The 26,616-nt window shown below is 64.3% G+C and carries 31 protein-coding genes; 22 read left to right on the forward strand and 9 right to left on the reverse strand.

Translation table 11 applies throughout. From position 1 onward, the window contains the following. The first annotated feature begins 17 nt into the window (after nucleotides 1–17). From AC3WUT_RS16955 to AC3WUT_RS16990, 8 genes are all read left to right on the forward strand, one after another. Nucleotides 18–932, forward strand: a complete 915-nt coding sequence (locus AC3WUT_RS16955; protein ID WP_492348250.1) for a methyltransferase domain-containing protein — start codon at nucleotides 18–20, stop codon at nucleotides 930–932. Nucleotides 933–1,025: 93 nt separating this feature from the next. Then, a complete protein-coding gene (locus AC3WUT_RS16960) occupies nucleotides 1,026–1,502 on the forward strand; it encodes a DUF2244 domain-containing protein (RefSeq protein WP_492348251.1) in 477 nt (158 codons plus the stop codon). A 67-nt stretch (nucleotides 1,503–1,569) separates the two neighbouring features. Next, a complete protein-coding gene (coxB, locus tag AC3WUT_RS16965) occupies nucleotides 1,570–2,739 on the forward strand; it encodes a cytochrome c oxidase subunit II (RefSeq protein WP_492348252.1) in 1,170 nt (389 codons plus the stop codon). Between the two features lie 38 nt (nucleotides 2,740–2,777). Continuing rightward, nucleotides 2,778–4,397 carry a cytochrome c oxidase subunit I gene (ctaD, locus tag AC3WUT_RS16970; protein ID WP_492348253.1) on the forward strand — a complete coding sequence of 540 codons (1,620 nt, stop codon included), beginning with the start codon at nucleotides 2,778–2,780 and terminating at the stop codon, nucleotides 4,395–4,397. A 25-nt stretch (nucleotides 4,398–4,422) separates the two neighbouring features. Then, on the forward strand, nucleotides 4,423–4,533 hold the full coding sequence (locus AC3WUT_RS16975; protein ID WP_492348254.1) for a cytochrome oxidase small assembly protein: 111 nt from the start codon (nucleotides 4,423–4,425) through the stop codon (nucleotides 4,531–4,533). 10 nt (nucleotides 4,534–4,543) lie between these two features. Further along, nucleotides 4,544–5,167, forward strand: a complete 624-nt coding sequence (locus AC3WUT_RS16980; protein WP_492348255.1) for a cytochrome c oxidase assembly protein — start codon at nucleotides 4,544–4,546, stop codon at nucleotides 5,165–5,167. Beyond that, a complete protein-coding gene (locus AC3WUT_RS16985; RefSeq protein ID WP_492348256.1) occupies nucleotides 5,164–5,385 on the forward strand; it encodes a DUF2970 domain-containing protein in 222 nt (73 codons plus the stop codon). The genes AC3WUT_RS16980 and AC3WUT_RS16985 overlap by 4 nt, the downstream gene beginning before the upstream one ends. Before the next feature lie 55 nt (nucleotides 5,386–5,440). Further along, entirely contained in the window at nucleotides 5,441–6,322 is an 882-nt protein-coding gene (locus tag AC3WUT_RS16990) for a cytochrome c oxidase subunit 3 (protein ID WP_492348257.1), read from the forward strand. A gap of 134 nt (nucleotides 6,323–6,456) precedes the next feature. On the opposite strand, the gene AC3WUT_RS16995 is transcribed toward AC3WUT_RS16990, so the two are convergent. Next, nucleotides 6,457–6,675: a twin transmembrane helix small protein gene (locus AC3WUT_RS16995; RefSeq protein WP_019574036.1), complete on the reverse strand. Its 219-nt coding sequence runs from the start codon at nucleotides 6,673–6,675 to the stop codon at nucleotides 6,457–6,459. Nucleotides 6,676–6,690: 15 nt separating this feature from the next. On the opposite strand from AC3WUT_RS16995, the gene AC3WUT_RS17000 reads away from it, so the two are divergent. From AC3WUT_RS17000 to AC3WUT_RS17020, 5 genes are read left to right on the forward strand one after another with little or no spacing between them, the layout of a single operon-like run. Then, entirely contained in the window at nucleotides 6,691–7,461 is a 771-nt protein-coding gene (locus tag AC3WUT_RS17000; RefSeq protein WP_492348258.1) for an SURF1 family protein, read from the forward strand. Then, nucleotides 7,418–8,152, forward strand: coding sequence for a redox-active disulfide-containing membrane protein (locus tag AC3WUT_RS17005; RefSeq protein ID WP_492348259.1), 735 nt, complete (start codon nucleotides 7,418–7,420; stop codon nucleotides 8,150–8,152). The genes AC3WUT_RS17000 and AC3WUT_RS17005 overlap by 44 nt, the downstream gene beginning before the upstream one ends. 4 nt (nucleotides 8,153–8,156) lie before the next feature. Further along, the gene (locus tag AC3WUT_RS17010; RefSeq protein WP_492348260.1) at nucleotides 8,157–9,329 is read left to right on the forward strand and encodes a COX15/CtaA family protein; all 1,173 of its coding nucleotides are present in this window, start codon (nucleotides 8,157–8,159) and stop codon (nucleotides 9,327–9,329) included. Beyond that, nucleotides 9,326–10,222 (forward strand): heme o synthase, encoded by an 897-nt coding sequence (gene cyoE / locus AC3WUT_RS17015; protein ID WP_492348261.1) that lies wholly within the window; start codon nucleotides 9,326–9,328, stop codon nucleotides 10,220–10,222. Before AC3WUT_RS17010 ends, cyoE begins: the two co-directional genes overlap by 4 nt. 4 nt (nucleotides 10,223–10,226) lie before the next feature. Further along, on the forward strand, nucleotides 10,227–10,838 hold the full coding sequence (locus AC3WUT_RS17020) for an SCO family protein (RefSeq protein WP_492348262.1): 612 nt from the start codon (nucleotides 10,227–10,229) through the stop codon (nucleotides 10,836–10,838). Nucleotides 10,839–10,881: 43 nt separating this feature from the next. On the opposite strand, the gene AC3WUT_RS17025 is transcribed toward AC3WUT_RS17020, so the two are convergent. Together AC3WUT_RS17025 and rpoH are read right to left on the reverse strand one after the other, a co-directional pair. Further along, nucleotides 10,882–11,862, reverse strand: coding sequence for a Bug family tripartite tricarboxylate transporter substrate binding protein (locus AC3WUT_RS17025; RefSeq protein WP_492348263.1), 981 nt, complete (start codon nucleotides 11,860–11,862; stop codon nucleotides 10,882–10,884). A 135-nt stretch (nucleotides 11,863–11,997) separates the two neighbouring features. After that, nucleotides 11,998–12,942, reverse strand: coding sequence for an RNA polymerase sigma factor RpoH (rpoH, locus tag AC3WUT_RS17030; protein WP_492348264.1), 945 nt, complete (start codon nucleotides 12,940–12,942; stop codon nucleotides 11,998–12,000). A gap of 321 nt (nucleotides 12,943–13,263) precedes the next feature. Between rpoH and AC3WUT_RS17035 the strand changes: the two genes are divergently transcribed. Next, nucleotides 13,264–13,848 (forward strand): helix-turn-helix domain-containing protein, encoded by a 585-nt coding sequence (locus AC3WUT_RS17035; RefSeq protein WP_492348265.1) that lies wholly within the window; start codon nucleotides 13,264–13,266, stop codon nucleotides 13,846–13,848. Further along, complete coding sequence (locus tag AC3WUT_RS17040) at nucleotides 13,845–14,375, forward strand: GNAT family N-acetyltransferase (RefSeq protein ID WP_492348266.1); 531 nt, start codon at nucleotides 13,845–13,847, stop codon at nucleotides 14,373–14,375. Before AC3WUT_RS17035 ends, AC3WUT_RS17040 begins: the two co-directional genes overlap by 4 nt. A 362-nt stretch (nucleotides 14,376–14,737) precedes the next feature. On the opposite strand, the gene AC3WUT_RS17045 is transcribed toward AC3WUT_RS17040, so the two are convergent. Further along, nucleotides 14,738–16,111, reverse strand: a complete 1,374-nt coding sequence (locus tag AC3WUT_RS17045) for an aminotransferase-like domain-containing protein (protein WP_492348267.1) — start codon at nucleotides 16,109–16,111, stop codon at nucleotides 14,738–14,740. Between the two features lie 93 nt (nucleotides 16,112–16,204). Between AC3WUT_RS17045 and AC3WUT_RS17050 the strand changes: the two genes are divergently transcribed. Both AC3WUT_RS17050 and AC3WUT_RS17055 read left to right on the forward strand, forming a co-directional pair. Beyond that, nucleotides 16,205–16,348: a hypothetical protein gene (locus tag AC3WUT_RS17050; RefSeq protein WP_492348268.1), complete on the forward strand. Its 144-nt coding sequence runs from the start codon at nucleotides 16,205–16,207 to the stop codon at nucleotides 16,346–16,348. Further along, nucleotides 16,345–16,578, forward strand: a complete 234-nt coding sequence (locus tag AC3WUT_RS17055) for a hypothetical protein (protein WP_492348269.1) — start codon at nucleotides 16,345–16,347, stop codon at nucleotides 16,576–16,578. The genes AC3WUT_RS17050 and AC3WUT_RS17055 overlap by 4 nt, the downstream gene beginning before the upstream one ends. 214 nt (nucleotides 16,579–16,792) lie before the next feature. Here AC3WUT_RS17055 and AC3WUT_RS17060 read toward each other — a convergent pair whose 3' ends face one another. Genes AC3WUT_RS17060 through AC3WUT_RS17070 form a run of 3 tightly spaced genes read right to left on the reverse strand, consistent with a single transcriptional unit; the run spans nucleotide 16,793 to nucleotide 19,522 of the window. Next, nucleotides 16,793–17,257: a group I truncated hemoglobin gene (locus AC3WUT_RS17060; protein ID WP_492348270.1), complete on the reverse strand. Its 465-nt coding sequence runs from the start codon at nucleotides 17,255–17,257 to the stop codon at nucleotides 16,793–16,795. A gap of 29 nt (nucleotides 17,258–17,286) precedes the next feature. Next, entirely contained in the window at nucleotides 17,287–18,246 is a 960-nt protein-coding gene (locus AC3WUT_RS17065) for a DUF3034 family protein (RefSeq protein WP_492348432.1), read from the reverse strand. Nucleotides 18,247–18,256: 10 nt separating this feature from the next. Further along, nucleotides 18,257–19,522, reverse strand: coding sequence for a hypothetical protein (locus tag AC3WUT_RS17070; protein ID WP_492348271.1), 1,266 nt, complete (start codon nucleotides 19,520–19,522; stop codon nucleotides 18,257–18,259). Nucleotides 19,523–19,645: 123 nt separating this feature from the next. Here AC3WUT_RS17070 and cutA point away from each other — a divergent pair, with 123 nt between their 5' ends. Continuing rightward, nucleotides 19,646–20,008, forward strand: a complete 363-nt coding sequence (gene cutA, locus AC3WUT_RS17075; protein WP_492348272.1) for a divalent-cation tolerance protein CutA — start codon at nucleotides 19,646–19,648, stop codon at nucleotides 20,006–20,008. 89 nt (nucleotides 20,009–20,097) lie between these two features. On the opposite strand, the gene ftsY is transcribed toward cutA, so the two are convergent. Next, the gene (gene ftsY, locus AC3WUT_RS17080; RefSeq protein ID WP_492348273.1) at nucleotides 20,098–21,516 is read right to left on the reverse strand and encodes a signal recognition particle-docking protein FtsY; all 1,419 of its coding nucleotides are present in this window, start codon (nucleotides 21,514–21,516) and stop codon (nucleotides 20,098–20,100) included. Between the two features lie 28 nt (nucleotides 21,517–21,544). On the opposite strand from ftsY, the gene AC3WUT_RS17085 reads away from it, so the two are divergent. The 4 genes from AC3WUT_RS17085 (at nucleotide 21,545) to coaD (ending at nucleotide 25,725) form a co-directional block, all read left to right on the forward strand. Continuing rightward, complete coding sequence (locus AC3WUT_RS17085) at nucleotides 21,545–23,014, forward strand: M16 family metallopeptidase (RefSeq protein WP_492348274.1); 1,470 nt, start codon at nucleotides 21,545–21,547, stop codon at nucleotides 23,012–23,014. A 100-nt stretch (nucleotides 23,015–23,114) separates the two neighbouring features. Further along, entirely contained in the window at nucleotides 23,115–24,476 is a 1,362-nt protein-coding gene (locus tag AC3WUT_RS17090; RefSeq protein ID WP_492348275.1) for a M16 family metallopeptidase, read from the forward strand. Further along, the gene (gene rsmD, locus AC3WUT_RS17095) at nucleotides 24,473–25,105 is read left to right on the forward strand and encodes a 16S rRNA (guanine(966)-N(2))-methyltransferase RsmD (RefSeq protein ID WP_492348276.1); all 633 of its coding nucleotides are present in this window, start codon (nucleotides 24,473–24,475) and stop codon (nucleotides 25,103–25,105) included. Before AC3WUT_RS17090 ends, rsmD begins: the two co-directional genes overlap by 4 nt. Before the next feature lie 119 nt (nucleotides 25,106–25,224). Then, nucleotides 25,225–25,725 (forward strand): pantetheine-phosphate adenylyltransferase, encoded by a 501-nt coding sequence (gene coaD / locus AC3WUT_RS17100; RefSeq protein WP_492348277.1) that lies wholly within the window; start codon nucleotides 25,225–25,227, stop codon nucleotides 25,723–25,725. 23 nt (nucleotides 25,726–25,748) lie between these two features. Here coaD and AC3WUT_RS17105 read toward each other — a convergent pair whose 3' ends face one another. Continuing rightward, nucleotides 25,749–26,456, reverse strand: a complete 708-nt coding sequence (locus AC3WUT_RS17105; protein WP_492348278.1) for an alpha/beta fold hydrolase — start codon at nucleotides 26,454–26,456, stop codon at nucleotides 25,749–25,751. Nucleotides 26,457–26,616: the final 160 nt, after the last annotated feature.

Genomic DNA, 26,616 nt, shown 5'->3' on the forward strand with positions numbered 1-26,616 from the left:
CATTGTCGAGAGCCCGCATGAACCACCCGTCCCCCCCTACCATCGCCCCCTCTGCCGTGCAACGCTGGGGACGTGTCGCCAGCCAGGCTTCGCCCTGGCTGCATGAAGAGGTGGCCCGGCGGATGGAAGAGCGCCTGCAGTGGATCGTGCTGCAGCCCAAAGCCTGGTTGGACTGGGCACCCGCTCGCGGGGGGCTTGAGGCGCACCAGCGCCTGCTGGCCCGCTACCCCAAGGCCGTGCCCCACGTGCACGAGCCTTTCGAGGTTGATCGGGCCCAGGCCCGCCAAAGGCATGAACCGGCCTGGTGGCAGCCGGCTCGCTGGATGGGGCCGGCATCGCATCTGGGCTTGCCGGCACCGGGTGCGGTGCAGATGGTCTGGTCCAACATGGCCTTGCACCTCAGTGAGCAGCCCAGGGCCTTGATGGATGCCTGGCATGAGGCCCTGGAGGTGGGGGGCTTTCTGATGTTCTCCTGCCTCGGACCAGACACCTTGAAAGAGCTGCGCGCCCTGTATGCCGACGCGGGCTGGCCCGAGCCGGGCCCCGCTTTCACCGACATGCACGACTGGGGTGACATGCTGGTCGAAGCCGGATTTGCCGAGCCGGTCATGGACATGGAGCGCATTGTGCTCAGTTATGAGTCACCTGAGCGACTGTTGCAGGAACTGCGCGAGCTCGGCCGCAACCTGAATCCGGGGCGCTTTGCCGCCTGTCGCGGCCGAGGCTGGCTGACCGAATTGAAGCGCCGCTTGCAGACCCATGACGCCCTGACGGGGCCCACGCCGGGCCAAATGAGCCTGACCTTTGAAATCATCTACGGCCACGCTTTCAAGCCGGCGCCGCGCATCCGATTGGCACCTGAGAGTGCGGTCTCATTGGAGCAAATGAAGACAGTGTTGCGCCAGGGCAAAAAGAATTTGCCGCCTGTTTGAGAATTATCAAACCCAGGTGGTCTGTCGGGTAAACTTGGCCCGGGTTTTCTCAGGGCATTTTCCCGTGCAACCGTTTCATCGGGGGCTTGAGGCATGTCAGATCTGGCATTCCGTTTTGCTCGTGCCTCGGGCGGGGAGGTCGACTGGCGACTGCGCCGCAATTGCTCCGTGACACCGGTGCAACTGGCTTGGTTCTACGGCTCGATCTGTCTGGTTTCGACGGTGATTGCGGGGCTTTGCTGGCACCTGGGAGCGAAGCTGGTGATGGTTTTCACGGGCATCGAACTGCTGGTGGTTGGTGTAGCGTTCATGGTGTTCGCACGTCATGCCACCGACGGTGAGCGGATCCTCCTCAAAGAGGGGCGTTTGCTGGTGGAGTTGGAGCAGGCAGGGCGCCTGGTTCGGACAGAGTTCAAGTCCGACTGGGTGAGGGTGGAGCCCAAGGGCGGGCACCGTTCCCTGATTGAGGTGTCCGGCCAGGGGCGGACGGTCGAAGTGGGGCGCTTTGTGCGCCCCGAATTGCGTCCGGTGCTGGCCAGTGAGATTCGAAGGGCTTTGCGAACCTTGTGACCTTCGGTGCCGCGGTTCGCTGGCACGGTGGCGTCGATTACATAGAGGCAATGAAGAAGTGAACACGATGAAGAGCATTTCCAACAAGTTGGCTTCGCTGCTGCTGACCGCTGGCGCCCTGATCGGCACCGCCGCTCATGCGGTCAATGACCTGCCCGGCGGTCCGGCCGTCCGACAGCTCAACCTGGCCCCCCCGGTGACCCGGATCGCCGAAGAGCAGCATTTCCTGCACTGGATGATGTTGATCATTTGCGTGGTCATCTTCGTGGCCGTGTTCAGCGTGATGTTCTATTCGATCTGGAAGCACCGCAAATCGGTCGGCTACAAGCCGGCCACCTTCCACGAGTCGACCACCGTGGAAATCATCTGGACCATCGTCCCCTTCCTGATCGTGATCGGCATGGCCCTGCCCGCCACCAAGGTGGTGGTGGCCATGAAAGACACCTCCAATGCCGACCTGACCATCAAGGCCACCGGCTATCAGTGGAAATGGGGTTACGACTACCTCAAGGGCGAGGGCGAAGGCCTGTCCTACATCTCCACCCTGGATGCCACGCAGCGGGCCATGTCCAACAACGGTGCCAAGGGCGACATTCCTGACAACTACCTGCTCAAGGTCGACAACCCGCTGGTGGTGCCCGTGGGCAAGAAGGTGCGCATCATCACGACCGCCAACGACGTGATCCATGCCTTCATGGTGCCGGCCTTCGGCATCAAGCAAGATGCCATTCCCGGTTTTGTCCGCGACACCTGGTTCCGTGCCGAGAAGGCCGGCGACTACTACGGCCAGTGCGCCGAACTGTGCGGCAAAGAGCACGCCTACATGCCGATCCATGTGAAGGTGCTGGCCGCGGCCGAATACTCACAATGGGTCGAAGCCGAGAAGAAAAAAGCCGCCGCCAAGGCCGATGATCCGAGCAAGGTCTGGACGATGGACGACATCCTCAAGCGTGGCGAAAAGGTCTATGCCTCGAACTGCGCGGCCTGCCACCAGCCCAATGGCAAGGGCGCTGGCCCGATCAAGCCGCTCGACGGGTCGGCCAAGGTGCTTGATGCCGACCACGCTCTCCAGATCGCTGTTCTTCTGAATGGCCAGAACAACGGTGCCATGCCTTCCTGGAAGCAGCTGTCGGACACCGACATCGCTGCTGTGGTGACCTACACCAAGAACAATTGGTCCAACAAGACGGGTCAGCTGGTGCAGCCTGCTGAAGTGCTCGCACTGCGCGGCAAGTAATCCGACGTCGCCCCTCCAGATTAAGACAAGGAAACATCATGAGTGCAGTTCTCGACCACCACGATCATGCGCACGACGATCACAGCCACGGCGCCCCGGCGGGCTGGCGGCGCTGGGTTTTTGCGACCAATCACAAGGACATCGGCACGCTCTATCTGCTGTTCAGCTTCACCATGCTGATGATCGGTGGCGTGCTGGCCCTCGGCATCCGTGCTGAACTGTTCCAGCCCGGCCTGCAGCTGATGAACCCCGAGCTGTTCAACCAGCTCACCACCATGCACGGCCTGATCATGGTGTTCGGCGCGATCATGCCGGCCTTCGTGGGCTTCGCAAACTGGATGCTGCCGATGCAGATCGGCGCCTCCGACATGGCCTTTGCCCGCATGAACAACTTCAGCTTCTGGCTGATGATCCCGGCCGCACTGATGCTGGCGGGTTCGTTCTTCATGCCCGGCGGTGCTCCTGCTGCCGGCTGGACGCTGTATGCCCCGCTCACCCTGCAGATGGGCCCTTCGATGGACGCCGGCATCTTTGCCATGCACATCCTGGGCGCTTCGTCGATCATGGGCTCAATCAACATCATCGTGACGGTGCTCAACATGCGCGCCCCCGGCATGACCCTGATGAAGATGCCGATGTTTGCCTGGACCTGGCTGATCACGGCCTACCTGCTGATCGCCGTGATGCCGGTGCTGGCGGGTGCCATCACCATGACCTTGACTGACCGCCACTTCGGCACCAGTTTCTTCAACCCCGCCGGTGGCGGTGACCCGGTGATGTACCAGCACATCTTCTGGTTCTTCGGTCACCCCGAGGTGTACATCATGATCTTGCCGGCCTTCGGCATCATCAGCCAGATCGTGCCGGCTTTCGCCCGCAAGAGACTGTTCGGTTATGCCTCGATGGTGTATGCCACCTCGTCCATCGCCATCCTCTCGTTCATCGTGTGGGCCCACCACATGTTCACCACCGGCATGCCTGTGACCGGCCAGCTGTTCTTCATGTACGCCACGATGTTGATCGCCGTGCCCACGGCCGTGAAGATCTTCAACTGGATTGCCACCATGTGGCAGGGTTCGATGACCTTCGAAACCCCGATGCTGTTCTCGGTTGGCTTCATCTTCGTGTTCACCATGGGCGGTTTCACCGGCCTGATGCTGGCCATGGCGCCGATCGACATCCAGCTGCAGGACACCTACTACGTGGTGGCCCACTTCCACTACGTGCTGGTGGCCGGCTCGCTGTTTGCCTTGTTCGCCGGCTTCTACTACTGGTCGCCCAAGTGGACGGGTTTCATGTACAACGAAACCCGCGGCAAGATCCACTTCTGGTGGTCGCTGATCGCGTTCAACGTCACCTTCTTCCCGATGCACTTCTTGGGTCTGGCCGGCATGCCCCGCCGCTATGCCGACTACCCGATGCAGTTTGCCGATTTCAATGCCGTGGCATCGGTCGGTGCCTTTGCCTTCGGTCTGGCCCAGGTGTACTTCTTCGTGTTCATCGTGCTGCCAGTGATGATGGGCAAGGGCGACAAGGCCCCGCAAAAGCCTTGGGAAGCCGCTGAAGGCCTGGAGTGGGAAGTTCCCTCGCCGGCGCCGTTCCACACCTTCGAAAATCCGCCCAAGCTCGACGCCACGGCCTCGCGCGTGATCGGTTGAACCCCTCCACGGACCCGTCTGAACCATGACTCCCGAACAAAAGAAGAACAACCTTCGCCTGGGCCTGATCCTGGCTTCTGTGGCCGCGGTGTTCTTCATCGGGTTCATGGCCAAGATGGTGTTGCTCGCGCACTGAACGGACCCGCATGAGCCGCCTTGAAAACACCCGCATGGTTGGCAAGCTGGCCGTCGTGGTGGCAGGCATGTTCGCCTTCGGCTATGCCCTGGTGCCCATGTACAAGGCCATCTGCGAAGCCACGGGCATCAACATCCTGGCCCTGGTCGAGCGCGAGGTGCCGGGGAGCGGGCCCACGGGGCGCAATGTCAAGCTGCCGGCCAACACCCAGATTGACACCAGTCGGACCATCACGGTTGAATTTGACGCCAACTCACGCGGGCCCTGGCATTTCAAGCCGGCCCAGAGTTCTTTGCAGGTTCACCCGGGTGAGTTGACCACGGTCATGTACGAGTTCCAGAACGTGCAGGACCGCCGCATGTCGGCCCAGGCCATTCCCAGCTATGCACCGCGGCAGGCGGCACCCTACTTCAACAAGGTGGAGTGCTTCTGCTTCAACCAGTACACCCTGGAGCCCGGCGAAAAGAAGCAGTGGCCGGTGGCTTTCGTGATCGATCCCAAGCTGTCCAAAGACGTGAACACCATCACCTTGTCCTATACCTTCTTTGAGGTGGGTGGCAAGACGCCGGCGGCGCCTGAGGGCCAGACGGCTCTGGCGCCCGTGGTGGGTGCAGGTGCGAGGGCCGGCTCATGAACCAGCCGCTGGGTAAGCCGTCCTCGCCGCGACGCAAAGGGTCCTGGCTGCGCACCGTTCAGGCAGTGGCGTGGTCTTTCGTGGGCATTCGCAAGAACAGCGACTACCAGGAAGACACCGCCAAGCTCAATATTTTCCACATCCTTGCCGTCGGTCTGGCTGGGGCTCTCCTGTTTGTGCTGGGCTTGATTGCCCTGGTGCACTGGGTGGTCCAGTGACTGGCATGGCTTGTTCCAGAAATTCAATCAGAGTTAGAGAGAGACAGGAGCAAAAATGAGTTCGACAACGCATGGTGGAGCCCCTTATTACTTCGTTCCTCATGAATCACGGCATCCCGTGATGGGGGCGATCGGCCTGTTCTTCGTGATCATGGGGGCGGCCAACTGGATCAACAGCGGTGAGTGGGGCCCTTACGCCTTGGCTTTCGGCCTGGTGTGGTGGTTTGTGGTGCTTTACCAGTGGTTTCGCGACGCCATCGCTGAGAGCGAGGGGGGGCAATATGGTCACAAGATCGACCTGTCCTACCGCTGGAGCATGACCTGGTTCATCTTCTCTGAGGTGATGTTGTTCGGTGCTTTCTTCTCGGCTCTGTGGTGGGCTCGCGCGCACTCGGTGCCGGCGCTGGGCAACCTCGAGAACGCCTTGCTGTGGCCCGGCTTCCAGGCCGCCTGGCCGGGCACGGTGGCCGGCGCCACCGGATCGCCGGCTGGCACCATCGATGCCTTCCAGACCATGACGCCGTTCTGGTTGCCCACGATCAACACCGCGCTGCTGCTCACCTCGGGCGTCACACTGACCATCGCTCACCACGCCATGCAGGCTGGTCAGCGCAGCAAGACGATTCTGTTCATGTGGACCACGGTGCTGCTGGGGGTGGTCTTTCTGTTCGTGCAAGGTTACGAATACATGCACGCCTACAGCGAGATGAACCTCAAGCTCAGCTCGGGTGTCTATGGCTCGACCTTCTACATGTTGACGGGCTTCCACGGTTTCCACGTGTTCGTGGGTGCGCTGATGCTGTTCTTCATCACGCTGCGCCTGCAAAAGGGCCACTTCACGCCTGAGCGCCACTTTGGCTTTGAAGGCGCTGCCTGGTACTGGCACTTTGTGGACGTGGTCTGGTTGGGCCTGTACGTGCTGGTCTATTGGCTGTAACAAGCCCCAGACCTGACAAAAAAGCGCCGCAAGGCGCTTTTTTGTCGCCGCTTGCGATCTCCGGGCCTCCGGTCAAGGCCGGGCCTTTGAGTCGGGTGGCGCGGCGTTGTGACGGGCTGCTGCGCCTATGATGGTCAGCGGCCGGCGGGAATGCCGGTCGGTTGAATCCAGCCCAATTTCCAACTGATCAGAATGCAGGCGAACAGCAGCACCGAAAAGCCGACGCGAAAGGCCAGTGCCCGGGCCATGTTCGGTTTCTCGCCGGGTTGGCGCTTGCCTTTGAGCATGAAGAACAGGGCCGTTCCCAGGCTGAGCAAAATGGCGGCAAAAGCCAGGATGACGAGGTATTTCATGAAGGCGATTATCCTGTGAAGCGTTCAGGCGCGTGGCACAACAGCTTTGGCAAAAGCCAGCTCAACAAGCGCTTCGTCCTCATCACGGCCGCGGCGCTGTTCGGCGTGCTGCTCACGCTGGGGCTTGGTCGCTGGCAGTTGGGGCGCGCTGCCGAAAAAGAGCGGCTCCACGAGGCCATGGTGCACCAGGGAGCCCTGCCACCCCTGACTTGGCAAGACTGGTTGCAGGCCAGCCGTGCCGGGCAAGACCTGAACTACCGGCGCATCATGCTGCGCGGCCAGTGGCTGACGCATCACACCCTTTACCTCGACAACCGTCAGATGAACGGTCGCCCCGGCTTTTTTGTGGTGACGCCCCTGGCCCTGCCTGGCAAGGCGGGCGCGGTGCTGGTGCAGCGGGGCTGGGTGCCACGCAATTTCCAGGACCGGGCCCGTGTTCCGGAGGTGCAGACGCCTTCAGGTGAGGTCGTTCTGCTGGGCCGTGTCGCACCACCACCGGCCCACCTGCTGGAACTGGGGACGGCCGCTGCCATCGAGGGGTCTTCCCGCATCCGGCAGAATCTCGACGTGAATGCTTTCAGCGAAGAGATCGGGTTGCGATTGCAAGCGGGTTCCGTGGTTCAGATCGATGCCAGTTCGGACGGCCTGCAGCGCGACTGGTTTGAACCCGGTGCCGGCACCGAAAAACATTACGGTTACGCTTTCCAATGGTTCGGCCTCAGCGCCCTGATGGCCACTCTTTATGTCTGGTTTCAAATTGTCCGACGCAAACCCCGCTCGCCCTGATCTGTCGCCACTGCCGCATCTGCCCGACTCGCCCCTGGGGCTCACGGTGCATTCGATGCCCACGCCCGAGCAGATGGCCGGCGCCAACGGTGCGCGCACACGCCTGGGCCGTCTGAAGATGCTGGCCGTGCTGCTGGTCTGCGCTGCGCCAGTGCTGGCCTCTTACCTCACCTACTACGTGATTCGACCCAGCGCGCACAAGAGCTACGGCGAGTTGATCGAGCCTCAGCGAGAACTGCCCGCCCTCACGGCCCAGGGGCTGGACGGCCAGCCAATGGCCCTGTCATCGCTCAAGGGCCAGTGGCTGTTGATCAGCGTGGCGGGCGGTGCCTGTGATGAGGCTTGTGAAAAGCACCTGTACCTGCAGCGCCAGTTGCGCGAGAGCCTGGGCAAGGACAAGGACCGCCTGGACTGGGTCTGGCTGGTACCCGACCAAACGCCGGTGCGCCCGGCCCTGTTGCCCGCATTGGGGCAAGCCACGGTGTTGCGCGTGGCCCCCGAGGGCTTGAACGCCTGGCTGAATCCTGCCGCTGGCCAGGCCCTGGCCGATCATCTGTACCTGGTCGACCCGATGGGCCACTGGATGATGCGCTTTCCGGCCCGACTTGATCTGGCAGGCGCGGCCAAGGCCAAGCGGGATCTGGAGCGCCTGATGCGAGCCTCGGCCGGCTGGGATGAGGCGGGGCGCTGACACCATGAACACGCTTCAGCCCGCCTACGACCTGTCGCCCCTGCTGCAGGTGATGCTCATGGGCGCCTTGGTCGCCTCCGGCCCCTTGCTGTGGTGGTGGCTGCGTCACCGGGGGCGCAATCCTCAGGGGCGTTTGCAGGCCTTGACCCTGGTCACCTTGTTTCTCACCTTTGATCTGGTGTTGTTCGGCGCCTTCACCCGCCTCACCGACTCGGGCCTGGGCTGCCCCGATTGGCCGGGCTGCTATGGCCACGCCAGCCCGCTGGGCGCGCAGGCGCCGATTGCCCAGGCCCAGCAGGCCATGCCCACCGGCCCGGTCACCCATGGCAAGGCCTGGGTTGAGATGGTGCACCGCTACCTGGCCACCGGTGTGGGGGCCTTGATCGTGGCCCAGTTGGTCCTGGCCTGGCGCCGCCGGCGCGACCAGCGTCGCCAAGGACGCCGGGGTCCCGGGCTGGGCTGGCCGGTGCTGACCCTGCTCTGGGTTTGCCTGCAAGGGGCTTTCGGCGCCTTGACGGTGACGATGAAGCTGTTTCCGGCGATCGTGACCCTGCATCTGGCCGGTGGCCTGGTGTTGCTGGTGTTGCTTGCGGTGCAGGTGGCGCGCCAAGGCCTGGCCGAGGGCGCCCTGCGGCCTGTATCGGTGTCGCTGGGCCTGTACCTGCTCACGGGGGCGGCCGCGCTGCTGCTGACCGCCCAGGTGCTGTTGGGGGGCTGGGTCAGCACCAACTACGCGGTGTTGGCCTGCAGCAGTTTCCCCCAGTGCCAGGGCCAATGGTGGCCTGCGATGGACTGGACGGGCGGTTTTGAACTGTGGCGCCCGCTGGGCCAGTTGGCCAGCGGCGAGCAACTCACCTTCGCCGCGCTCACGGCCATCCACTTTGCCCATCGGCTGGCGGCGGGTGTGGTGTTGCTTTGCCTGGGTGTGCTGAGCTGGCGTTTGTGGCGGGTTCCCGCGTTGCGGGGCCAGGCGCGCTGGCTGGCTGCCTTGTTGCTGTTGCAGGCCCTGACAGGTTTGAGCAACGTGGTGTTGGGCTGGCCGCTGATCGCAGCGGTGGCGCACACCGGCGGTGCCGCTGCCCTGGCCCTGGTGTTGACGCGGGTGCTGACCCTCAGCAGCCCCCGCGGAGCCTTTTCCTCTTCCGTATCCCTGAGCGCATCGAGACTGTCTGCATGAGCGTCGCCCCTTCTGTTTCCTACCCCTCCCTGGCGCGGCAGTTCTATGCGCTGACCAAGCCCCGGGTGGTTCAACTGATCGTGTTCTGTGCCTTGATCGGCATGGTTCTGGCCGTGCCTGGCGTGCCCAGCCTGTCGGATGTGGGTCTGGCCGCGGTGGCCTCACTGGGCATCTGGCTGGTGGCGGGCGCGGCCGCGGCCTTCAATTGCCTGGTCGAAAAAGGCATCGATGCCAAGATGAAGCGCACCGCTTGGCGTCCCACGGCCAAAGGCGAGTTGAGTGATCGCCAGTCGCTGGCGTTTTCGGCGCTGCTGTGCACGGCGGGCTCGGTGCTGCTGTATGTGTGGGTCAACCCGATCACCATGTGGCTGACCTTTGCCACCTTTGTGGGCTATGCGGTGATCTACACCGTGATCCTGAAGCCACTGACACCACAGAACATCGTGATTGGGGGCGCCTCGGGCGCCATGCCCCCTGTGTTGGGTTGGGCGGCCATGACGGGCGAGGTGAGCCCTGAGGCACTGATCCTTTTCCTGATCATCTTCCTCTGGACGCCGCCGCATTTCTGGGCACTCGCCCTCTACCGGGTCGAGGACTACCGCAAGGCCGGGCTGCCCATGCTGCCCGTCACCCATGGCAACGAGTTCACCCGGTTGCAGGTGTTGCTGTACACCTTTGTGTTGTTTGCCGGGTGCCTGATGCCTTTTGTCTACGGCATGAGTTCCTGGTTTTACCTGGTCGCGGCGGTGCTGCTCAGTGGCGGCTTCATTGCCTATGCCTTCCGCCTGTGGCGCTCCTATTCGGACGAGTTGGCGCGCCGAACCTTCCGTTTTTCTCTGATCCACCTGAGCCTGCTGTTTGCGGCCCTGCTGATCGACCACTACCTGTTCTGATGCCATGAAGAAACGACAAGTGCTCCAATGGGGCTTCACCGTGCTGGGGGCCGCCATGGCCGCGAGCTTGATGACAGCCTGTGCCCCGGCCAAGACCGAGTTCAAGTCGGTCGACATCACGGGCGCCGAATACGCGCGCGACTTCAAGCTGCCCGACCAGAATGGTCAGGTGCGCACGATGGCCGATTTCAAAGGCAAGGCCGTGGTGGTCTTTTTTGGCTACACCCAATGCCCCGATGTCTGCCCCACCACCATGTCAGAGCTGGCCGAGGTCAAGCGCCAACTGGGGGCCGATGGGGAGCGCCTGCAGGCCGTCTTCGTGACCGTTGACCCAGCGCGCGACACCGCTGAACTGCTCAAGGCCTACATGGGCAACTTTGATCCGACTTTCATTGCACTGCGGCCCGAAACGCCCGAGCAACTGGCGGCGCTCGCCAAAGACTTCAAGATTTACTACAAGAAGGTCGAGGGCAAGACTGAATCCAGCTACACCATGGACCATTCGGCTGGCAGCTACATCTACGATCCGCAGGGTCGACTGCGCTTGTTTGCGCGCTACGGGTCGGGCCCGCAGGCCCTGTTGTCCGACCTTCAGGCCTTGCTGCGCGCCTCCTGATCTGCTGGGCCCCGTGGTGATGCGAGGCTTCGCGGGGCGGGCCTCAATCGGCCTGGATGCGCTGCTTCTGGATCACCTCGCCCATGCTGCGGGTGTCCGCCTTGATCCGGTTGGCCAGGCCTTCGGCCGAAGTGCCGGCCACCTGCCAGCCCATCTGGAACAGTTTCTCGCGCACTTCGGGGGTGCGGGCAATCCCGCTCAACAAATCTGAAAGCCGGGCCACGATCGGCGCCGGCAGGCTGGCCGGGGCGGCCACGGCGTTCCAGATTTCCAGGTTGAATCCTGTCACACCCGACTCGGCCAGGCTGGGTACCTCGGGGGCCAGCGAGCTGCGGGTGGACGATGTCACGCCAATGGCGCGCAGCTTGCCCGCCTTCACCTGGGCCAAAGCCAGGCCTGGCGGCAACAGGGCCAGCTGCACCTGGGAGCCCAGCATGGCGGTGATCACCTGCGGGTTGCCTGGGTAGGGCACGTGCACCGCCCCCAGGTGGGCGCGGGCCTTCAACATCTCCATGCCCAGGTGGGCCACAGTGCCCACCCCGGGTGAGCCATAGCTCCATTGTTCGCCAGCTTTGCGTGCCGCCTCCAGCACGGCCTGCGGTGTGGCGCCTGGCAGGTTGGCCGGGGCAGCGAGGATCAGCGGCGCGGTTCCGATCAGGCTCACTGGCGCCAGGTCTTTGAGCGGGTCGTAATGGATCTTGGGGTTGAGCAGCCGGGCAATGGTCATATTGCCGTTGATCATCAGGCCCAGGGTGTGGCCATCGGTGGCATGGGCCACGGTCTCGGCGGCAATGTTGCCCCCGGCTCCCACACGGTTTTCCACGATCACCGGCTGTCCCAACGCCTTGGACAAGGGCTCGGCCAGGGTGCGGGCCATCAGATCGGGTGACGATCCACCAGGAAAGCCCACCACGATGCGAAGCGTCTTGTGGGGCCATTGGGCTGGGGTCTGGGCCAGCAGGGGCAAGGAAAGACCGCTCAAGGTCAGGCCCAGGGCCTGGCGGCGTGAAATGGAAGTTGGCATGGCAGCGGCTCCGCGCATCGCAAATCAGTGCAAGGGCCAACAGTGTGCCCTATGAAGGCAGGCGGCCCGCCTCTGCACGGGCTCAAAAACAAAAAGCCGGACGGATCCGGCTTTGAAGAAAAAGGCGGGGCCTCTTCAGGCGAACTCGGCCAACGCTTTTTTCATCTTCTTCATGGCCGCCACTTCAATCTGGCGGATGCGTTCGGCGCTGACCTTGTACTCGGCCGCCAACTCATGCAGGGTCATGCCGCCCGAGCCATCGTCGTTCACCTTGAGCCAGCGCTCTTCCACGATGCGGCGGCTGCGTTCGTCCAGACCGTTGAGCGCGCTGGCAATGCCGTCGCTGGCCAGCACATCGCGCTGGCGAGATTCGATCATGGCGGTTGGTTCATGGGCGGCGTCGGCCAGGTAGGCGATGGGGCCAAAAGCCTGATCAGAGTCTTCGGAGGGGCTTGGGTCCAGCAGGACATCGCCACCCGACATGCGGGTTTCCATTTCCATGACCTCTTCGCGCTTCACGTTGAGATGCTGCGCCACCACGTCGATTTCGTGTTCGCTCAGCGTGTCGCGGTGCGTGCTGCCATCGTCCATGGCATCGGCCTTGAAGCCTTGCTTCATCGAGCGCAGATTGAAGAACAGCTTGCGCTGGGCCTTGGTGGTGGCCACCTTGACCATGCGCCAGTTCTTCAGGATGTATTCGTGGATCTCAGCCTTGATCCAGTGCAGCGCGTAGCTGACCAGGCGCACGCCCTGATCCGGGTCGAAGCGTTTGACGGCCTTCATCAGGCCCACATTGCCTTCCTGGATCAGATCGCCTTGTGGGAGGCCATAGCCCAGGTACTGGCGCGACACCGACACCACCAGGCGCAGGTGCGACAGCACCAGTCGGCCTGCGGCCTCGACGTTGCTGTCGTCGCGCAGTTCACGGGCGTACTTTTGTTCTTCTTCGAGGGTGAGCATGGGCAGGCGGTTGACGGCCGAGATGTAGGCGTCAAGATTGCCCAAGGCAGGCACCATGGCCCACGGGTTGGCCGGGGTGATGGCAGTGGCTGCAGCGGTCATTGAAGTTTGGATTTTCATACCAGAAATCCTTTCCATGGCGGAATATTAGCACTCTCTGTGACTGAGTGCTAAACCGAAAGTTCCCGCCCTTTTGAGCGCCGGGGCATCCCAGGCAGATGGGGTGGGGCGCGGCCTCTTCAAGGAGGCCGTCTCGGTGGTCGAGGAACTCTTCGTGGCCTTGAAGTCGGCGCCAAGGTGTTGATCCGATGAGGCGAATCCTCGATGCGCCAGCCGCCGACCCCACATGATCGACCGCCGTCCACGGCGGAGTGCCTTTGTCTGTGTGCAGGCCTGTCGCTCATTCCTTTTTGATGGATAAAAATCCATTAAAATGGATCCATGGACATTGACACCTTTCTTGCGCAACGTGTGCGCGATCTGCGCAAGGCTCGTGGGCTCACGCTTGAGCAACTGGCAGAGCAGAGCGGTGTCAGCCGGTCCATGATTTCGTTGATTGAGCGCCAAGAGACCAGCCCCACCGCAGCGGTCCTCAACAAGCTGGCGGATGCGTTTGGCATCTCGCTGTCCTCGCTGTTTGCAGGGGGCACCCCGCCCAAGGGGGATCCCGTCTGTCGGGCGGCTGAACAGCCGGTATGGACCGACCCCGCCTCGGGCTATCTGCGTCGGCAGTTGTCACCCTCCGGGCTGGAGTCGCCGGTTGATCTGGTGGAGGTGATCTTCCCCCCGGGTGAGACCGTGGTCTTCGACAACCCGGTGCGCAAGGCCAGCGTGCAACAACAGATGTGGGTGCTCGAAGGGGACATGGCGGTGACCTTGGGCGACCAGACCTGGCAGCTTCAAAGAGGGGACTGCATGGCGATGACACTCGCGGCCCGGATCACATTCCACAACCCCAGTCTCACGGCAGCCCGCTACCTGCTGGTCCTGACCACGGCGACAGAGCCCCCTCGGAGCTTGGTATGACAGCCCATCGATTTGTTCAATGCACGCACGCCGCCCATGCGCAGCCCATTCTTGACATCTTCAACGAAGCCATCCTGAACTCCACCGCCTTGTATGACTACAAGCCACGCACGCTTGAAAGCATGGCGACGTGGTTCTCGAACAAGGACAAAGGGCGTTTTCCAGTCATCGGAATCGAGGATGAAGCCGGGAAACTGCTGGCCTTTGGCAGCTACGGCACCTTCAGAGCGTGGCCCGCCTACAAGTACACGGTGGAGCATTCAGTCTATGTGCACCAGGACCACCGAGGGCAAGGGCTTGGCGCCAAGGTGATGCGTGCGTTGATCGAAGAGGCCAGAAAGCAGGGTGTGCATGCACTCATCGGGGCCATCGACGCATCCAACTCGGGAAGCATCGCCTTGCATGCCCGCCTGGGGTTCAAACACGTCGGCACCTTGCCTGAGGTGGGCTTCAAGTTTGGCCGATGGCTTGACCTGGCGTTTTACCAATTGACGCTGGACACGCCGCTGAGCCCTGTCGACGATTGAGGGGCCGCCGGCCTGCGACGGGGCACGGTCATGATCGTGTCAACTCGGATGCCGTGGGACACCGAAGCTGAGCCTGGCCTGAGGCCGACCTCAGTCGGGTCGTCCGAATGGGGGGGGAGCAATTTGGTGTTGCCTTGCTGGTTAAATTGATATCGGACGCGTTGAGAAATCATGGCCCCGATGAGGTGATGGATTCAGTTCAATACCCAGCTGAAATGAGGTATTCAATTGCTTGAGGGGCGTCGGTTGGATTGATCAGATAATCTCACTTATCGATTTTTTTGACGCCTGTGGCTTGGTTTTAATAAATCAAAACTGTGGTGCAGACGGATTTGACCTGTCGCTCAAATCGCTGCGGCGCCTCAGGCTTCAGGTCGCCTCGCCAGTAGATCAGACAGCCCTCGAAGACCCGCCTGCAAGAGGTCCCGGTCTCTCACACCCCCCAAAGAAATCCGGATGGCATTCACTGATCCGCTGTCCATGGCGAAGGCCTGCGCCGGCGTGACCGCGATGCCCTCGCGGTTGGCCGCACGCGCAAGCTCAGAGGGGGGCCAGTGCGCAGGCAACTCAAGCCAGGCATGCAGACCGTCCCCGGTGCCTTGGTACCGACCCGCCAAAATATCCCGGGCCATCCAGTGGCGCCGGCGTGCCTCCTTGCGGACGCCTTCCATCAATCCGGCCGCCGAACCGTCAAGAATCCACTGGGTGGCCAGTGCTGCCGACAGAGGTGAGGCCATCAGCGCAAATGACTTCAGCGCGGCCAGAAAACGTTCGCGCTCGTGCGGGGCGCGTATCAGCACGAAGGCGACGCGCAAGCCGGGCGTGAGGCATTTGGACAGCGTTGAGATGTAGCTCACCTGATCGGGGGCATGGGTGGCCACAGGCGGCGGCGGGGCATCGGCCAGGAGCCAGTAGGGGTCATCTTCGATGATCCGCACATCGCAGCGCCTGGCGATGCGGGCAATCTCCTGGCGTCGACGCGCTGACAGCGTCACGGCGGTTGGGTTGTGCAGGGTGGGGTTGAGGTAGAGCAGCCGGGGCTGGTGCCGGCGGCAGGCCTCCTCAAGCCGCTCAGGCACCATGCCGTGCCGGTCTGCGCCCACCGTGATGAGTTGACGGCCGAATTGGCTTGCTGCGGCCCGCAGGCCGGGGTAGCCCATGGGCTCTGCCAGGATGACATCGCCAGGCTTTGTCAGCGCAAGGATCAAGGCGGCGATGGCCGCTTGCGCTCCCGGACAGACCAGCACCTGCCGAGAATCCACGGGCCCCAACATCGGTTTCAGCCATTGGGCGCCAGCCTGGCGGTCAAAGTCGCTTCCACCGGCCAAGTGGTAGCTCATCAACAATTCACCGTCCATCCCCCTCAGCACTTGCGACAAGCCTTGTTTCAGCAGGTCGTCAAAATCCACGCCATCCGGTGGGGGAGGGGTGTTCATGCTCAGGTCGAGGCGGGCGGTCAGCTCGACCTTCGGGGCTGCAACATAGCTGCCTCTGGCGCCACGGCCCTCCAGCAGTTGGCGGCGTCGGGCCTCGTCGTAGGCGCGGGTGATCGTCGTCAGGTCGACGCCGAGCTGGGCTGCCAACTGGCGTTGTGGCGGCAGGCGGTCACCGGGCTTCAGCGATCCTGCGACCACGGCCGCCTGCAAGGCATCTGCAATCTGCAAGAAGCGAGGCTCGCCGAGCATGACCAGTCGCGGCAACCAACTGGGCAAATTGGGGTCGTGTGGGGCATTCATACTGGGACAATTTGTCTCAATGTATGGAAATTGTTTTTAAGTAGTATGCCTGCATGGCTTATGGCAATCTCATTGTTTTTAAATGATGTCTGAATGTCATTATCCGGATATCAGGCAGATGTCCCGGTTGATGATGGGAAATGCCGGGGTGATATTTTTGAACTGAAATGGCGAGGGGTGCCGACGGCATTCCGCGCCATCGAGGCTCTCAATGAAGCGTTGGAATATAGAAAATGATGGATTGGGTCCCCGTAGTCTTCGTGACTTTCAAAGTGATCGTGCTTGGCATCGGCATGTTTTTCGCCATCAAGTGGCATTACGACCAAGAGAAAAAGAAGAAGGAGACGCGTGTGCTACTGCGCGCCAGCGGCAAGGTGGCCGCGGTCTTTGTGCTGTCACTGCTGGGGCTGGGCTTCGTCACTTTCGACCTGGCCGGCATGCTGGGGCTGGACCTGTCCTGGCCATGAGGGTCGAGAACCGTGATTCGCTGTCTGGTGTTGCCCTGGCCACGCCCCTCCCAGACGGCGATGCTCGAACGGCAACTGCTGGTTCTGTCCCCGCCAGACTTGGACAAACTTGTGGACAAGCCGTGTCCTGAGCGTTGAATGGGGTGCTAAGTTCTTGATTTGAAAGGGTTGTCCTTGCGCTGCCTGTTTTTTGAGCAGGCCATGCACCAACCCATCAGCGGGGCGACTTCAGGATGTCGCGGTACATGGGCGCCAGAATGGCCAGCAGCCGGTTCTGGGTCCGGAACGGCACCCCTTGTTCGTCCATGGCGAGTTGCAGGTCTTCGACCAGGGCGTTGAAGTGCGTCATGGTCAGGGCCAGTTCCTCGTGCGCGTCCTTCATCGAGTTGCCTTCGTAGTGGCAGGGGCCGCCCGTCAGTTCGCACAGCTGGTCCGTGATCTGGTCCTGCAGCCCCTTGAGCTTGATGCCCTTGAATTTGTCGGCAATGCGTGGGTTGGCTGCCGAGCGTTTGAGCATGCCGGCCACCACGGCGTCGATGCCGGCGCGCTCACCCAGTGCACGGTACAACGCGGCATCGGCCGGGCGGGCGGGCACATAGTGGTCAGGGTCTGCGCTGGCCGAAGCGGTGGCCACCAGCATCAAGGTGGCCATGGCAAGGGGCAGAAGTCGGTGGGGCATGAGCTTGTCCTGAAGGCTGTAGGGGGCGCTCAGTAACTGACCTGGCCTGACAGGTACCAGCCCCGCTGGCGCCGTTGTTCGGTCACGCCGGGCACGATGCGGCCCAGGTCCACATAAGCGGCGGTCAGTGAGACATGGCGCTGGGGCGCCCAGGCCACGAACAGGTCTTTCCAGTCGTCCTGGCGCAAGGCGTTGCCCAGGCCGGCGGCGCGCCCCACGGCCTCCAGGTTGTTGGGCATGAAGCGGTACTCCGCGCCCACGGCCAGGTCTTTGCGCAGCAGGTAGGCCACGCTCAGCTCGGGGTTCAGGCTCGCGCCGTGGCGCCCCGGCGCGGCAGCGCCGAAGCCCAGCAGCCCACCCTGGTTGGCCTGGGTGTAGCGCAAGGTGGCATTGAGCAGCAGGCCCTGGGCCAGCCACAGTTTGGTGGCCGAGACATACACATCGGTGCCCGAATTGCGCACGCCCAGAAAGTTGAACACCGGCTGCAGCGAGCCCGCCTGGGTGTGCTTGTACTGCAGGCCCACCGCCAATTGAGGCATCAGGGTGTCGCTGTCCAGGATCGCATCGCCGCCCAGTCGCAGTTTGGCCCCCAGCACATCCATCTTCAGGTGCGGGCCGGGCTGCACGTCAAAGCCCAGCGCGTTCAGTGCCGTGGCCGGCCCGGCCGAGAGATCCTGCTGTCCCACGCTCAGCTCGATCTGATTGCGCAGGTTCAAGGTCAGGCCATAGGTCTTCAGCCCGTAGTCGCGGGTGGCCAACTGGTTGAGGTTGGCGCTCAGCCCGATTTCACCATCGGTGGCCTGGGTACCCATCACAGCCCAGGGCACGATGCCACCACCGGCCGCCCCCTCGACGGTCGAAACACCGCCTGTCAACAGCAGCTTGCCGCTGTCTGCCCGGGCCTCGCCCTGCAGCCCCAGGCCCAGCAGCAAGGTCGCCAACAGCCCGGCAGCGGCTTTCAGACGAGCGCAGCGTTTTGGCATGGTGATCGCGTGGGGCTCAGGGCAGGACCGAGGGGTTGGAGAAATAGGCTTTGGAGTAGGTCTTGAACTGACCACCATCGGTGGTGATGTTGGTCTGGGTGACTTCGCCCGGGCTGAACACCACGCCCACCCCCCCGGCCGCGACCAGTTCGTTGGGGTGGCTCAGGAAGTAGCGCACGCGGTTGTCACGCCAGGGGCTTTGCTTGCTGGCCGTGGCAGCGGGCACCCCCAGGGGGGTTTGCCACCACAGCAGGGGCCGCCCCAGGCCCTGGAAGAAACTGTTGGCGGTGGCAAAGTGTTCGGTGAAGGTGGGCGAGGTGGTGTTGGTCTCATCCCAGTACCAGTTGCTGCCGCTGCGCACACAACTGCCCACACTGGATTGCGCCTCGAAACAGCCCGCGTCGCGGTCCAGCGTCTGCATGACCACGAAGTCGGCCTGGCCGGCCCCCAGCTTTTGCATGTAGCTCACTTCGGTGGACAGCAGGTCGCCAAACAGCGAGGGCGGGAAACCCACATACGCCTGGGGCGCATATTGGCGCGCGGTCTGGATCAGGCAGGCGGCCATGCCGGCCACAGTGTTGGGCAGGGTGGCACAGTCGGGGTTGGTGTTGACGTAGACGAACATCTGCGTGGGGTCGGCGTTCACCCGGTGCGTGTAACCCCAGAAGTCGGGCTCGAAATTGACCAGGGCCGGCTTGCCATAGGTGGCCAGTTGCTGGAACAGCAGACGCGTGTTGTCCCAGTAGTCCTTCATGAAGCTGGTGTCGGTCAAGCCAGTCAACACCCCATCGCCGCGGGTGGCCATCTGGTAGAGGGTGAACATGGGCACGGCCCCCAACTGGTCGGCGCGCTGCGCCACCAACTGCACGTAGGCGCCTGAGGGGCTGTTCCAGCTCGGCCAGGCGCTGGCGCCGGCCCCCACCAGGTACTGGTCGTAGATGTCGGGGGTGAGCGTCTGCGACTGGATGGGGGCGACGTCGGTCGAGCCCAAGCCCACCAACAGGCGCTGGCTGCGCCCCAGGGCTTTGGCCAGCACCCCGGGCCGTTGGGCCAGGGCGGCTTGCTGGATCAGCGTGTGGCCATCGGTGGTGGCGCTGCCCGACCCACTGCCTGATCCACTGCCTGAACTATCGGACCCGCCCGAGCTGCCGGAACTGCCCGATCCGGTGCTGGTGCTGGACGATCCCCCGCCGCCGCCACCACCACAGCTGGCAACGAAGACGATGGCTGCAAGCGCCATCAGGCGAAGGGCATGGCTGGGTCGGTGTGTAGGCAAAAACATGCCCATCAGTCTACTGAAAGCAACCGGTCATGGGCATGACAAGCCCCTTTTTCTGTCATGAGTCGGTGCATGCCCGCCGGATGCTGCTGCGTCACAATCCCGGGTCTGTTCTGGAGCCTGACCATGTCCACGCCGCCGGCCAATCCACTGCCCTCCCCCATCGAAGCCTCTTCGGTGACCCTGTGGTGTGTCACCACCACCGTGGGGCAGGCCACCGATGCCGACGCGCTCGCCAAACAGGTCTTGGGGCAGCGCCTGGCCGCCTGCGTCCAGGTGGAACCCCTGCAGTCGCACTACCGCTGGCAGGGCCAGACCCTGGCCGAGCCGGAATGGCGCCTCACGCTCAAGACAACCGCAGCGGCCGGCCCGGCCTTGCTGGCGTGGTTGAAGCATCACCATCCCTACGACTTGCCCCAACTGTGCTGGGCCCCCTGGCAGGCCTCGGCCGACTACGCCCAATGGGTGCGTGACAACGTGAACCCCTGAGAGGGCAGGGCGGTTTCGCCCGACACGCTCACCTGAAATGAAAAAGGCCCGCCGATGGGCGGGCCTCGTGGCCAGTGGGGGGCCGGGCCTCAGGACAGCAGGGCCTGGGCAAACTCGCGGGCGTTGAAAGTCTCCAGGTCTTCCAGCTTCTCGCCCACGCCGATGAAGTACACCGGCACCGGGCGCTCCTGGGCGATGGCGGCCAGCACGCCCCCCTTGGCGGTGCCGTCGAGCTTGGTCACGATCAGCCCGGTCAGCTTCAGCGCGTCGTCAAACGAGCGCACCTGGGCCAGGGCGTTCTGGCCGGTGTTGCCGTCGATCACCAGCAGCACCTCGTGCGGCGCGGTGGCGTCGGCCTTGTTCACCACGCGGCGGATTTTCTTGAGCTCCTCCATCAGGTGCAACTGGGTGGGCAGGCGTCCGGCCGTGTCCACCAGCACCACGTCCTTGCCACGGGCCTTGCCCGCGGTGACCGCGTCGAAGCTCACGGCCGCCGGGTCACCGCCCTCCTGGCTGACGATCTCGACCGTGTTTCGATCGGCCCACACGCCCAGCTGTTCGCGGGCGGCGGCACGGAAGGTGTCGGCCGCAGCCAGCAGCACCGCAGCCCCTTCGTTGGCCAGGTGCTTGGTCAGCTTGCCGATCGAGGTGGTCTTGCCCGCGCCATTGACGCCGGCCACCATGATCACGGTGGGCGTGAACTCACCGATCACCAGTTGCTTTTCAAGCGGGCGCAGCAGATCGGTGATGGCGTCGGCCAGCAAGGCCTTCACCGCGGCCGGGTCGGTGGTCTTGCTTTCCTTCACGCGGCGCTTGAGATCGGTCAGCAGGTGCTCGGTGGCCTTGACGCCGGTGTCGGCCATCAGCAGCGCGGTTTCGAGCTCTTCGTACAGGGCGTCGTCGATCTGCGTGCCGGTGAACACCGTGGCCAAGGTCGAGCCGGTCTTGCGCAGGCCAGCCTTCAGCTTGTCCAGCCAGCCTTGCCGCGCTGGCGCAGGGACTGGCACCGCCACAGGGGCAACGGCAACGGGCGCCGCGGCGGGTACCGGTGTCCTCACAGCCGGGATCGGCGCCGGTGCCGGTGCTGGTGCTGGTGCAACAACTGGAGCAGGTGCAACGGGTGCAGGTGCAACTGGAGCAGGTGCCGCAACGGGCGCCGGGGCGTCGACCTGCGGTGCGGCCGGGGTCGACGGCGCAGAGGCCAGCGCAGAAGCCGGCGCTGATACGGGCGGTGCGGCTGGAGGTGTTGCTGGAGCTGTTGCTGGAGGTGCGGCGGGCACCGCGATGGCCTGTGGCTCGGCAGGGGGCTCAGCCGGTGCGGCTGGCTTGCCGCCGAAGGCATTGCGCAGCCAGCTCAGGCCGCCTCCGTTGGTGCTTGTCGGGGCCGGCGGGGCTGCGGGCGCAGAGGTTTCAGGCACGGCAGCGGGCGCGGGCGCCGAAACGGCCGGCGCGCTGGCGGGTTCTGCCGGGGCAGGAGCAGGGGATTTTTTCTTGAAAAAGCTGAACATTGCGGGGTTCTTAGAATCCCATCATTCTATGAAACGCACACCCACCCTTCTGGCCGCATTGATCTGCGCCCTGGCGGCCCCTGTTCTGGCGCAGTCCACACAGGCTGCGGCCCCGCCTCAGGCCCCGCTTTCCGCGGCCACCCCAACGTCCGTTCCAGCGCCGGTCCCATTGGCCAACGGGGTGCACCAGTACACCCTGGCCAACGGCATGACGCTGATCGTCAAGCCTGACCACCGCGCACCCACCGTGGCCCACATGGTGTGGGTGCGGGTGGGGTCGATGGACGAGGTCGACGGCACCAGTGGTGTGGCTCATGCCCTGGAGCACATGATGTTCAAGGGCACGCCCAGCCTGCCGCCCGGCGAATTCTCACGGCGCGTGGCTGCCCTGGGGGGGCGCGAGAACGCCTTCACCACGCGGGACTACACGGGCTACTACCAGCAGATCCCGGCTGCCCGCCTGGAAGACGTGATGAAGCTCGAAGCCGACCGCTTTGCCCACAACCAGTGGGCCGACGATGAGTTCAAGCGCGAGATCGAAGTCATCAAGGAAGAGCGCCGCATGCGCACCGATGACAACCCGCGGGCTCGTCTCTATGAGGCCTTGAATGCCGCGGCTTTTGTGGCCTCGCCCTACCACCGTCCGGTGGTCGGCTGGATGAGCGATCTGGACGCCATGACACCCGATGACGCCCGCAGTTTCTGGCGCACCTGGTACACCCCCACCAATGCCGCGGTGGTGATTGCGGGCGACATCGAGCCCGAGCAGGCGCTGGCGCTGGCCAAGCGCCATTACGAGCCCATTGCCGCCCACGCCCTGCCCCTGCGCAAGCCGCGCATCGAGCCCGAGCAACTGGGGCTGCGCCGCTTCGACTTCAAGGCCCCGGCCGAGCAGGCCTACGTGGCGCTGGCCTTCAAGGTGCCCAAGCTCGAATCCCCCGATCAAACCACCTCCTCGGATGACGACGTGCTGGCGCTGACCGTGCTGGCTGCGGTGCTCGACGGCTATCCGGGGGCCCGTCTGGAGCGAGGCCTGACCCAGGGCGAACGCCGCGTGGCCGACAGTGCAGGGGCTTACAACGGCCTCATGGGCCGGGGCCCGCAGGTGTTTGTGCTCGATGGCGTGCCCGCGGCTGGCCAGACCCCTGAAGCCGTCGAGGCGGCCTTGCGTGCCCAGGTGCGCCTGGTCGCCGAGCAGGGCGTCAGTGAGGCCGAGTTGCGCCGAGTCAAAGCCCAATGGGTGGCCAGCGAGGTCTACAAGCTCGATTCAGTGTTCAACCAGGCCAATGAACTGGGGCGCTACTGGGTGCAGGGCCAGCCTCTGGATGCCGGCGAGCGCCTGATCCAGCGCCTGCGCGGGGTCACGGCTGCCCAGGTGCAGTCGGTGGCTGCGCGTTACTTTGGCGATGACCAACTGACTGTGGGCGTGCTGCGGCCTCAGCCCCTGGACCCGCAGCGTCCACGCAAGGCCGCGCCCGCCGGGCGCCATGGCTCCTGATCGTCGGGCTGCCCTGCCGATGTCTGCCGCTCTTTTTTCTGCCCCTTATCTCCCTACCCTGGGCCAGGCCGTCGGCCTGCGTGCTTCCACAGGTGATTCCATGACTCTTTCCGTTTCGACGCCGCCGCGCCGCCTGCTGCTGGTCCGGCGTGCCGGCCTGGCCCTGGCCCTGCTGCTGGCCACCGCGGCTGCGCAGGCTGCACTTCCCATCCAGCACTGGACCCAAGCCAGCGGAGCCCGTGTGGCCCTGGTGGAAAGCCCGGCCATCCCGATGCTCGACGTGCAGATCGACTTCGATGCCGGCTCGCGCCGGGATCCGGCCCGCCAGGCGGGGCTGGCTTCGGTCAGCGCCCTCATGAGCTCGCGCGGCGTTCAGGCCCATGGCGCAGCCCCCGCCCTGGACGAAAACGCGCTCAGCGAGGCCTGGGCCGACCTGGGCGCCAGTTTTGGCGGCAGCGCCGGCAACGACCGCCTCACCTTCGGCCTGCGCACCCTGACCGAACCCGATCTGCTGGACCGGGCCATCAGCCTGGCGGCCCGCCAACTGGCCGAACCGACCTTGCCCGAGGCCATCTGGCGCCGTGAGCGTGAGCGCCTGGTGGCCTCGCTCAAAGAGGAGGACACCCGCCCCGGTACCCAGGCTGCCAAGGCCTTTGCGCGTGCCGTCTACGGCGATCACCCCTACGGTCAGGAGATGACCGCCGCCACCCTGGCCACGCTGCAGGTCAGCGACATGCGCCGCTACCTGAACCGTTCAGTGCGTGCTTGCGACGCCCGTGTCAGCCTGGTCGGTGCGGTTTCCCGCGAGCAGGCCGATGTGCTGGTCAACCGCCTGCTGGCCCTGCTGCCGGCCGGCCCCTGCCAGCCCCAGCCCGCGGTGCCCGAGGTCGCGCCTCTGACCCAGGCAGAAAACCTGAGCCTGCCCTTCGATTCGGCCCAGGCCCATGTGTTCATCGGTCAGCCCGGCATCCGCCGAGCCGACCCCGACTACTTTGCCCTGCTGGTGGGCAACTACATCCTGGGCGGCGGTGGCTTTGTGTCACGCCTGACCAGCGAGGTGCGCGAAAAGCGAGGCCTGAGCTACAGCGTCTACAGCTACTTTGCACCGGGCCTGCATGCGGGCGCCTTCACCCTCGGGCTGCAGACCCGACCCGATCAGGCGGCCGAGGCCGTCAAGGTGGCGCGAGAGGTGCTGAGCCGGTACGTGGCCGAAGGGCCGACCGAGGCCGAGCTCAAGGCCGCCAAGGACAACCTGGTGGGGGGCTTTGCCTTGCGCATCGACAGCAACAAGAAGCTGCTCGACAACGTGGCCAACATGGCCCTGCATGACTTGCCCTGGGACTACCTGGACACCTGGACGCAGCAGATCGACAAGGTCAGTGTGCAAGACATCCGGGCGGCTTTTCAGCGCCATCTGCAACCCGATCGCCAGGTCACCGTGACCGTGGGGGCCCGTCCATGAGCCGCCCGAGCAAAACCCCGGCGGCACCGGCTGGCAAGGCCTCCGGGCACCCAAAGCTCAGCAAGGCGCCGGGGGAGATCCGCATCATCGGTGGGCTCTGGAAGCGCACCCGTCTGGCCGTGCCCGACCGGCCGGGCCTGCGCCCGACGCCGGACCGCGTTCGCGAGACCTTGTTCAACTGGCTGGGTCAGGACCTGGGTGGCTGGCGCTGTTTTGACGCGTTTGCCGGCACCGGCGCCCTGGGCTTCGAAGCCGCCTCACGCGGGGCGCGCGAGGTCTGGCTGATGGAGCAGGACAGCGGGCTGGTGCAGCATCTGCAGGCCAGCTCGATACGCCTCAAGGCCACCCAGGTGAAGGTGCAACGAGGTGACGGTGTGGCCCAACTGGTCCAGCAACGGGGTGCCGGTCTCGACCTGGTGCTGCTGGACCCGCCTTTTGCCTCCGACCTGTTCGAGCCGGCCTTGCGGGCGGCGGGGCAAGCCGTGCAGCCCGAGGGCTTCATCTACCTGGAGGCTCCTCGCGCCTGGACGGCCGACGAGCTTCACGGTCTGGGCCTGCAGCCTTACCGCTACCTCAAGGCCGGGGCGGTGCACGCCCACCTGCTCAAGCCGACCCCGCCTGCGACCTGATTCGTCTCTCTTGGCCGTCGGCCGGCACCCCTGTCGCGGGGGGGCCATGCGGGGTGCGGGCGGCATGCATAATGCGCCCAAAGAATGCCCCCAGGCCCCACCGCAGGAGACGCACCGCCATGGCCCAGAACGTGATTGCAATTTACCCGGGTACCTTCGACCCCATGACCCTGGGGCACGAAGACGTGGTGCGCCGAGCCACCCAACTGTTTGACCATGTGATCGTGGCCGTGGCTGCCGGGCACCACAAGAAAACCCTGTTCAGCTTGCAAGAGCGGGTCGACATGGTGAGTGCTGCCGTCAAGCCGTTCGCCCAGGTCGAGGTGGCCACTTTCGGGGGCTTGCTGCGTGATTTTGTGGTGGCCCGTGGCGGCAAGGCCATGGTGCGCGGCCTGCGCGCGGTCACCGACTTCGACTATGAATTCCAGCTGGCCGGCATGAACCGCAGCCTGATGCCCGACGTCGAGACCGTTTTCCTCACCCCCAGCGACAAGTACCAGTTCATCTCGAGCACCTTTGTGCGCGAGATCGCCGTGCTCGGTGGCGAGGTCGACAAGTTTGTCTCCCCTCTGGTGCAAGAGCGGCTGGCCGAAAAGGTGCGCAGCCAGAGCCGCGAGTGACCTGGGTTGGCTGGGGCCGGCGCTCAGGCGCGGTGCCAGCGCGAGATCCAGCCTTTGAGCAAGGCATTGACCTGCGGGGCGCGCTCCATCGTCAACAGGTGACCGCAACGCGGGATCACGGCCCATTCGGCCGTGCCGATCGCGGCAGCCATCTCGTGTGAGCACTCAGGCGGCGTCAGCACGTCATCGGCCCCGCACACCACCAGCGCGGGGCAACTGATGCGGCCCAGGTGGGGGCGGGCATCGGGGCGGTCCATCACGGCTTCATTCTGGCGGGCCAGCGCTTCGCCGCCTGCCGCCAGGATGAAGCGCCAGTAGCGTGCCCGCAGATCCGGGCGGGCCGCACCATCGGCATGGAAGGCGAGGGCCATGTTGGGTTCGATCACCTGCCGCACCTGGCCCGCGCGAAATTGGCGCACGGCGTCACTGCGCAGCGCTCGCATGGCTTCGGTTTCGGGGCGTGCATTGCTGCCCAGCAGGGCCAGACCGGTGATGCGTTCGGGCGCCTGGCGCAAGGCCTCCAGGGCGATCATGCCCCCCATCGAGGTGCCGCACAGGGCCAGTGGGCCGCTGTGTTCGCGCAACACGGCCGCCGCCATGGCGCTGATGCTGGGGTGGCGGAAGTGCACCAGGCTGATGGCCCAGCGCAGGTCCGGGGGCAGGGCGCGGGTCTGGTCAGCCCACAGATCGGCATCAGCGCCGAGGCCCGGCAGAAAAATCAGGGTACTCATGAGGCAGGTCACTTCAAAGCCATGAAGCTGCTGATCATGCCTAAGAGGGTGTTCAATGTCTCGCGCGACCCATGGGAGACATTGAACACGCTCTCAGTGAGCGCCAGTCTGCTGGCGACCGGGCTGCCCGCGCCGCAACCCGGCTGCGGGTCCGCCGCGG

The sequence above is a fragment of the Curvibacter sp. EU05-FHT14A10 genome (assembly GCF_058791075.1).